General features: G+C 65.1%; 3 protein-coding genes and 2 pseudogenes. 1 reads left to right on the top strand and 4 read right to left on the bottom strand.

The annotated features are described in order from the left end of the window. The 4 genes and pseudogenes from parC to pgi form a co-directional block, all read right to left on the bottom strand. A pseudogene (parC, locus tag Q427_RS04585) lies at positions 1-1319 on the bottom strand (DNA topoisomerase IV subunit A); the annotation flags it as partial. Between the two features lie 238 nt (positions 1320-1557). Beyond that, positions 1558-3437, bottom strand: a pseudogene (parE, locus tag Q427_RS04580) (DNA topoisomerase IV subunit B). Further along, complete coding sequence (locus Q427_RS04575; protein WP_043511441.1) at positions 3434-4078, bottom strand: YqiA/YcfP family alpha/beta fold hydrolase; 645 nt, start codon at positions 4076-4078, stop codon at positions 3434-3436. The pseudogene parE and the gene Q427_RS04575 overlap by 4 nt, the downstream one beginning before the upstream one ends. A 51-nt stretch (positions 4079-4129) precedes the next feature. After that, positions 4130-5833 carry a glucose-6-phosphate isomerase gene (gene pgi / locus Q427_RS04570; RefSeq protein WP_043511439.1) on the bottom strand — a complete coding sequence of 568 codons (1704 nt, stop codon included), beginning with the start codon at positions 5831-5833 and terminating at the stop codon, positions 4130-4132. A gap of 91 nt (positions 5834-5924) precedes the next feature. On the opposite strand from pgi, the gene cmoA reads away from it, so the two are divergent. Then, a complete protein-coding gene (gene cmoA / locus Q427_RS04565; RefSeq protein ID WP_043511437.1) occupies positions 5925-6668 on the top strand; it encodes a carboxy-S-adenosyl-L-methionine synthase CmoA in 744 nt (247 codons plus the stop codon). Positions 6669-6734: the final 66 nt, after the last annotated feature.

Below are 6734 nucleotides of genomic sequence, written 5' to 3'. Positions count from 1 at the left end.
ATCTTCATCTCCTCGAGCTTGGGCCAGGTGACGCAGGCGCAGTTCGAGTATCGCTTCGGCCTGGCGATCGCTGAGCGCGAAGGCGCGCATCAGCTCGGCCTTGGGTTCATCCTCCTCGCGGATGATGCGGATCACCTCGTCGAGATTGAGGTAGGCCGCCAGCAGGCCATCGAGGATATGCAGCCGGTCCTCCACCTTGCCCAGGCGGTGCTCCAGCCGGCGGCGCACCGTGGCACGGCGAAAGCGCAGCCACTCACCCAGCATGTCGGCAGCGGCATCACCCGAGGCCGGCCGTCGAGGCCGATGACGTTGAGATTGACGCGAACGTTTTTCTCGAGATCGGTAGTGGCGAACAGGTGCGCCATCAACGCCTCGATATCGACCCGGTTGGAGCGGGGCTCTATCACCAGCCGCGTCGGATCCTCGTGGGTCGACTCGTCGCGCAGGTCCGCCACCATGGGCAGCTTCTTGGCGTTCATCTGGGCGGCGATCTGCTCCAGTATCTTGGAGCCGCTGACCTGGTAGGGCAGCGCGGTGACCACCACCTTGCCCTCCTCCAGGACGTAGCGAGCCCGCAGTTTCACCGAGCCGCGGCCGCACTCGTAGAGTTTGCGCAGGTCGGCACGGGGAGTGATGATTTCAGCCTGGGAGGGGAAGTCGGGGGCGGGCAGGAATTCGACCAGGTCCGCCGTAGTGGCATCCGGATTGCGCAGCAGGTGGCAGGTGGCCTCGACCACTTCGCTGACATTGTGCGGTGGAATATCGGTGGCCATGCCCACGGCAATGCCGGTGCCGCCGTTGAGCAGCACATGGGGCAGGCGTGCCGGCAGCACCACCGGCTCGTTCATGGTGCCGTCAAAGTTGGGGGTCCAGTCCACGGTGCCCTGGCCCAGCTCGGCGAGCAGTACCTCGGCGAACTTCGACAGGCGTGCCTCGGTATAGCGCATCGCCGCGAAGGACTTGGGATCGTCGGGGCTGCCCCAGTTGCCCTGGCCATCCACCAGCGGGTAGCGGTAGCTGAAAGGCTGGGCCATCAACACCATCGCTTCGTAGCAGGCGCTGTCGCCATGGGGGTGGAACTTGCCCAGCACGTCGCCGACGGTGCGCGCCGACTTCTTGTACTTGGCGTTGGCCCCCAGCGCCAGCTCGCGCATGGCGTAGATGATGCGTCGCTGCACCGGCTTCATGCCGTCGCCGACATGTGGCAGCGCCCGGTCGAGAATCACGTACATCGAGTAGTCGAGGTACGCCTTCTCGGTGTATTCGCGCAGCGAGAGACGTTCGACATCGCCCTCCGCCACCTGGATATCCATGGTCATTCAGAGACCTCTTTCTTCATCGTGTTGCGCTCCATGAGTCGGGCAGCCTTGCTGGCCTCGAAACGCGGTTTGGCCGGCGACAGGCCTGCGCGGAGGCGCTGTGAACCCGTCCCTGGGCGCTACATTTGCCTTCCCTGGCAAATGACCTCCGCTACGACCTGTCCCCGGCACCGCTTACGTCGGCTAGCCAAACACCCACCGTTGCGGAGCCGCTTCGTGCGCAGAAAGGCTCATTCGCTCAAACCTCGATGTCCGCCAGGTTGCCATAGTCTTCGAGCCAACTCTTGCGGTCGCCGGCACGCTTCTTGGCCAACAGCATGTCCATCATCTCCATGGTGCCGTCGCCGACCTCTCGGGTGAGCTGTACCAGGCGCCGGGTCTCCACCGCCATGGTGGTCTCGCGCAGCTGCAGCGGCTCATCTCACCCAGCCCCTTGAAGCGCTGCACGTTCACCGTGCCTCGCTTGCCCTCCAGGCGTCGCAGGATCGCCGCCTTCTCGCTCTCGTCCAGGGCATAGTGCACCTCCTTGCCCAGGTCGATGCGGTAGAGCGGCGGCATGGCCACGTAGACATGGCCGGCATCCACCAGCGTGGGGAAGTGGCGCACGAAGAGCGCGCAGAGCAAGGTGGCGATATGCAGGCCGTCGGAATCGGCATCGGCCAGAATGCAGATCTTGTGGTAGCGCAGCTTGGAGAGGTCGTCACTGCCCGGGTCCATCCCCACCGCCACGGCAATGTCGTGGACCTCCTGGGAGCCGTAGATGTCGTGGGACTCGACTTCCCAGGTGTTGAGGATCTTGCCGCGCAGCGGCAAGATCGCCTGGGTCTCACGGTTGCGTGCCTGCTTGGCGCTGCCCCCGGCCGAGTCCCCTTCCACCAGGAAGAGCTCGCCCTGGGCCGGGTCCTGCCCCGAGCAGTCAGCCAGCTTGCCCGGCAGCGCCGGCCCCGAGGTGATCTTCTTGCGCGCCACCTTCTTGGCGCTCTTCTGGCGCCGCTGGGCGGCATTGATCACCAGTTCGGCCAGCGCCTCGGCCTGGTCGACATGGTGGTTGAGCCACAGCGAGAAGGCGTCCTTGACCACCCCGGCAACGAAGGCCGCCACGGTACGCGACGACAGGCGCTCCTTGGTCTGGCCGGCGAACTGGGGGTCGAGCATCTTCACCGACAACACGTAGGAGACACGCTCCCAGAGATCGTCGGCGGTGAGCTTGACCCCCCGGGGCAGCAGGCTGCGGTATTCGCAGAACTCGCGCAGGGCATCGAGCAGGCCCGAACGCAGGCCATTGACGTGGGTGCCGCCCTGCGGGGTGGGAATCAGGTTGACGTAGCTCTCCATCAGCGGCTCGCCACCTTCGGGCAGCCACTGGATCGCCCAATCCACCGCCTGCTCGGCGTCGGCGAAATGGCCGATCAGGGGCGAGGCCGGCAGCACCTCGTAGCCGTCGGTGGCCTGGGCCAGGTAGTCGCGCAGGCCGTCCTCGTACTGCCAGACGCTCTCGACACCGTCGGCCTCGACCAGGGTGACCTTCAGCCCCGGACAGAGCACCGCCTTGGCCCGCAGCAGGTGCTGGAGCCGGCCCATGGCCAGCCGGGGGCTGTCGAAATAGCTGAGGTCGGGCCAGAAGCGCACGATGGTACCCGTGACCCGCTTGGCCACACTGCCTGTCACCGCCAGTTCGGACACCTTTTCGCCATGCTCGAAGGCCATGGCGTACCGATTGCCGTCGCGCAGCACCTCGACCTCCAGGCGGCGCGACAGGGCGTTGACCACCGAGACGCCGACGCCGTGCAGGCCACCGGAGAAACGATAGCTGGACTGGGAGAACTTGCCGCCGGCGTGGAGCCGGGTCAGGATCAGTTCGATGCCCGTGACACCGTGTTCCGGGTGCATGTCGATGGGCATGCCGCGGCCGTCATCGCTGACTTCGATGCCGCCATCTTCCAGCAGCCGAACGGCCACTTCCCGGGCATGACCCTCCAGCGCCTCATCGACGCTGTTGTCGATCACTTCCTGGATCAGGTGGTTGGGGCGGGTGGTGTCGGTATACATGCCGGGGCGCTTGCGCACCGGGTCGAGGCCGGAGAGTACTTCGATTGAGCTGGCACTGTATTGTGTCATGCGTCGTCCATATCCAGATCCTGATCGGAAATGCGCCCGTGCTCCAGGCGGTAGCCACCGTGGGCGAGAATCGCTGGAAGATACTCCGCCAGCATGCCGAAGGCATGATCGCCACCGGGGTGCAGTATGGTCCGGGCACCACGGTAGAGATCGAAGGCGTCCGCCGGGTCGAGGCTCTCGTCGGCCGTACCCAGCAACAGCAGATAGCGCTCGGGCGAGACCGACAGCGGCGTGAGGCTCGCCAGCTCCTCGACGTGACCCGGTTCGATGGCAAAGCGCTCGCCAGTATGTTCGTTGACGAACACCTCATCGACCCAGCCTGCCACAAGGCGACCCGGCCGTATCGCCGGATTGATGACCACGGCGGGCAGGTCATGTCGCTCCGCCAGGCAGGTGGCCAGAAACCCACCCAGGGAACTGCCGGCCACCAGCGGCTTCGGCCCCAGCTCGCCAAGGCATGCCTCGGCAAGCCGATAGGCGGCCGCCGGCCGGTGCGGCAGCTGCGGCGTCTTGCATCGTAGCCCCAGCGCCTTGCAGGCCAGCCGCATCAGCGCTGCCTTGGGTGAACCCACACCGCTGTTGAAACCATGGAGGTAGAGTACACCGCTGGCGCTCGACCTGCGCTTCGGTGCACTCAGCATACCCAAAACCCTGTATGCATTGCCAGTTTCACTTTCGTCTCATCTCTTGTCTCACCTTGAGCCTAAGCGCTTGTCGCGACTCTCGTCATCCGCTTCCGCCTGCCAGACGGCCGCGACCAGGGCCTGGGTGGATGAGTCCATGTGCTCGCCACCGGCACGCTTCTCCAGGATTTCCCCGGTCTCCCCGGCGATCTGCTTGCCTAGCTCCACGCCCCACTGATCGAAGGGATTGATGCCCCAGATCGTCGCCTGTACGAACACCTTGTGTTCATAGAGCGCGATGAGCGCTCCCAGGGTAGCGGGGGTCAGGCGATCGAGCAGCAGCGTGGTGGAGGGCTGGTTGCCCCGGTAGCGCTTGTGTCCCGGGCGTTCCCCCGGCTCGTTGATGGCATCATCGCCCAGCATCAACAGTCGCGACTGGGCGAAACAGTTGGCCAGGGTCAGTCGATGTTGCGCCTTCAGATGCTCCCGGGTCTCCGCCTCGGCGACGTCGTCGTAGCGCCGCAGAGGGGCAATGAAGTCGCAGACCACCGGCTGGGTACCCTGGTGAAGCAGTTGGTAGAAGGCGTGCTGCGCGTTGGGGCCAAGCTGCCCCCAGAGCACCGGGCAGGTCGAGTAGTTGACCTCGCGGCCGCCATGGGTCGCCGACTTGCCGTTGGACTCCATCTCCAACTGCTCGAGATAGGCGGCAAAGTACTCCAGCCGACCATCGTAGGGCAGGATCGAATGGGCCCGGATATCGAGGAAGTTGACGTTCCAGATACCCGCCAGGGCCAGCAAAACCGGCATGTTGTCGGCGAGGGGGGCTTCGGCAAAGTGGCGATCCATGGCGTGGGCGCCGGCAAGAAAGTCACGAAAGTGCGGCATGCCCACCACCAGGGCGATGGGCAGGCCGATGGCACCCCACAGCGAGTAGCGCCCACCTACCCACTCCCAGAACTCGAGCTGATTGGACTCGGCAATGCCCCACTCGTCCATTTTCTCCGGCTTGGCCGAGACCCCGATGAAGTGCTGGCGCATCACCATCGCCTCGTCCACACCACCGTTGCCATCGCGCACGAGTCGCGCAAGAAGCCAGTCACGGGCGGTCCGGGCGTTGGAGAGCGTATCGATGGTGGTGAATGACTTCGAGGAGATCACGAACAGGGTGGTCTCGGGGTTGAAGCGACTCAGGTAGTCGACCAGCTGCGAGCCATCCATAGTCGAGGCGAAGTGCACGTCGATATGGGCGGCGTCGGCGGGCCGATAGTCCGCCAGGGCGTGGGTCACCATCAACGGGCCAAGATCCGACCCACCAACCCCGAGATTGACCACATCGTGAATGGGATGGCCGGTAGCGCCTCGCCACTGGCGGGTGTGAAAACGCTCGACCATGGCCTCCAGCTTTGCCAGGGTGGCATGCACCCCGGGAACCAGGTCCTCCCCTTCCACCAACAGCGAGGCATCGCTTGGCAGGCGCAGCGCGGTGTGCAGGGCCGGCCGATCCTCACTGACGTTGACACGCTCTCCCGCCAGCAACGCGCCGATGGCTTCCGGGACGCCAGCTTCCCGGGCCAGGTCGAGCAGCAGCGCCAAGGTCTCGTCGGACCAGCGCTGCTTGGAGATATCCAGTGTCAGGCCCGCCGCCTTCCGCGTAAATGCCGGGCCCCGCTGTGGGTCATCGAACAGCTCACGCAAGTGGCGCTTGCGCATCTCTCCGGCATGCCCCGCCAGCACATCCCAGGCAGCCGTCTGATCGATCGGGGAATGACTCATCCGAATCCTCCGTGTTCATTGTCGTCCATTGATGCAGCCAGCCTACGACACGCGTAACATAGTGGCCAATCTGCACTTTCCGGCATGCCCCATGAGTCATTCATCTTACCGTGACGCGATCTTTTCCACACCCTTGGACCGGGTCGCACGATTCTCCTTCGACGAACAGGTCGTCGCCTGCTTTCCCGACATGATCCGCCGCTCGGTACCCGGCTACGGCCAGATACTGGGTATGCTGGGGCTTATCGCCCAACGCCACCTGCGCCACGGCGCCCACGTCTACGATTTGGGCTGCTCCCTGGGTGCCGCAAGCCTGGCCCTGGCCGGCCAACTGGCACCCGATGCCTTCCGGCTCAACGCGGTGGACATCTCGCCGGCGATGGTCGCCCGCGCCCGCGAGACCCTTGCGACGGAGTGTCCCGAGCACGAAATCGAGGTGATCGAAGGCGACATCCGCACCCTGGACTATGTGCCGTCGGGCATGGTGATCTTGAACTTCACCCTGCAGTTCCTGCCCCCAGAGGATCGCGAGGCCCTGCTGGCCCGTCTCTACGCGGCGCTGGAGCCGGGCGGCGTGCTGGTGCTCTCGGAGAAGATCATCGATCCCGATGAGCGTGACAATGCCTGGCGAGTCGAGCGCTATCACGACTTCAAGCGCGCCAACGGCTACAGCGACCTTGAGATCAGCCAGAAGCGCACGGCGCTGGAGAACGTGCTGTTGCCGGACAGCCTCGAGGCGCATCACGACCGCCTGGCCCGGGCCGGTTTTCCGCGCTCGCTGACCTGGTTCCAGTACCTCAACTTCGCCTCGCTGATCGCGTTCAAGGAGGCCTGAGGTGGCGATTCCCGCCGAACAGCGGCCGCTCTATCGTGCCCTCATCGACCAGGGCCTGGAGAGCTG

Source organism: Halomonas sp. BC04 (assembly GCF_000568385.1).
Note: the sequence above shows the minus strand (reverse complement) of the source record. Positions and strands in the feature narration are given on the sequence as shown.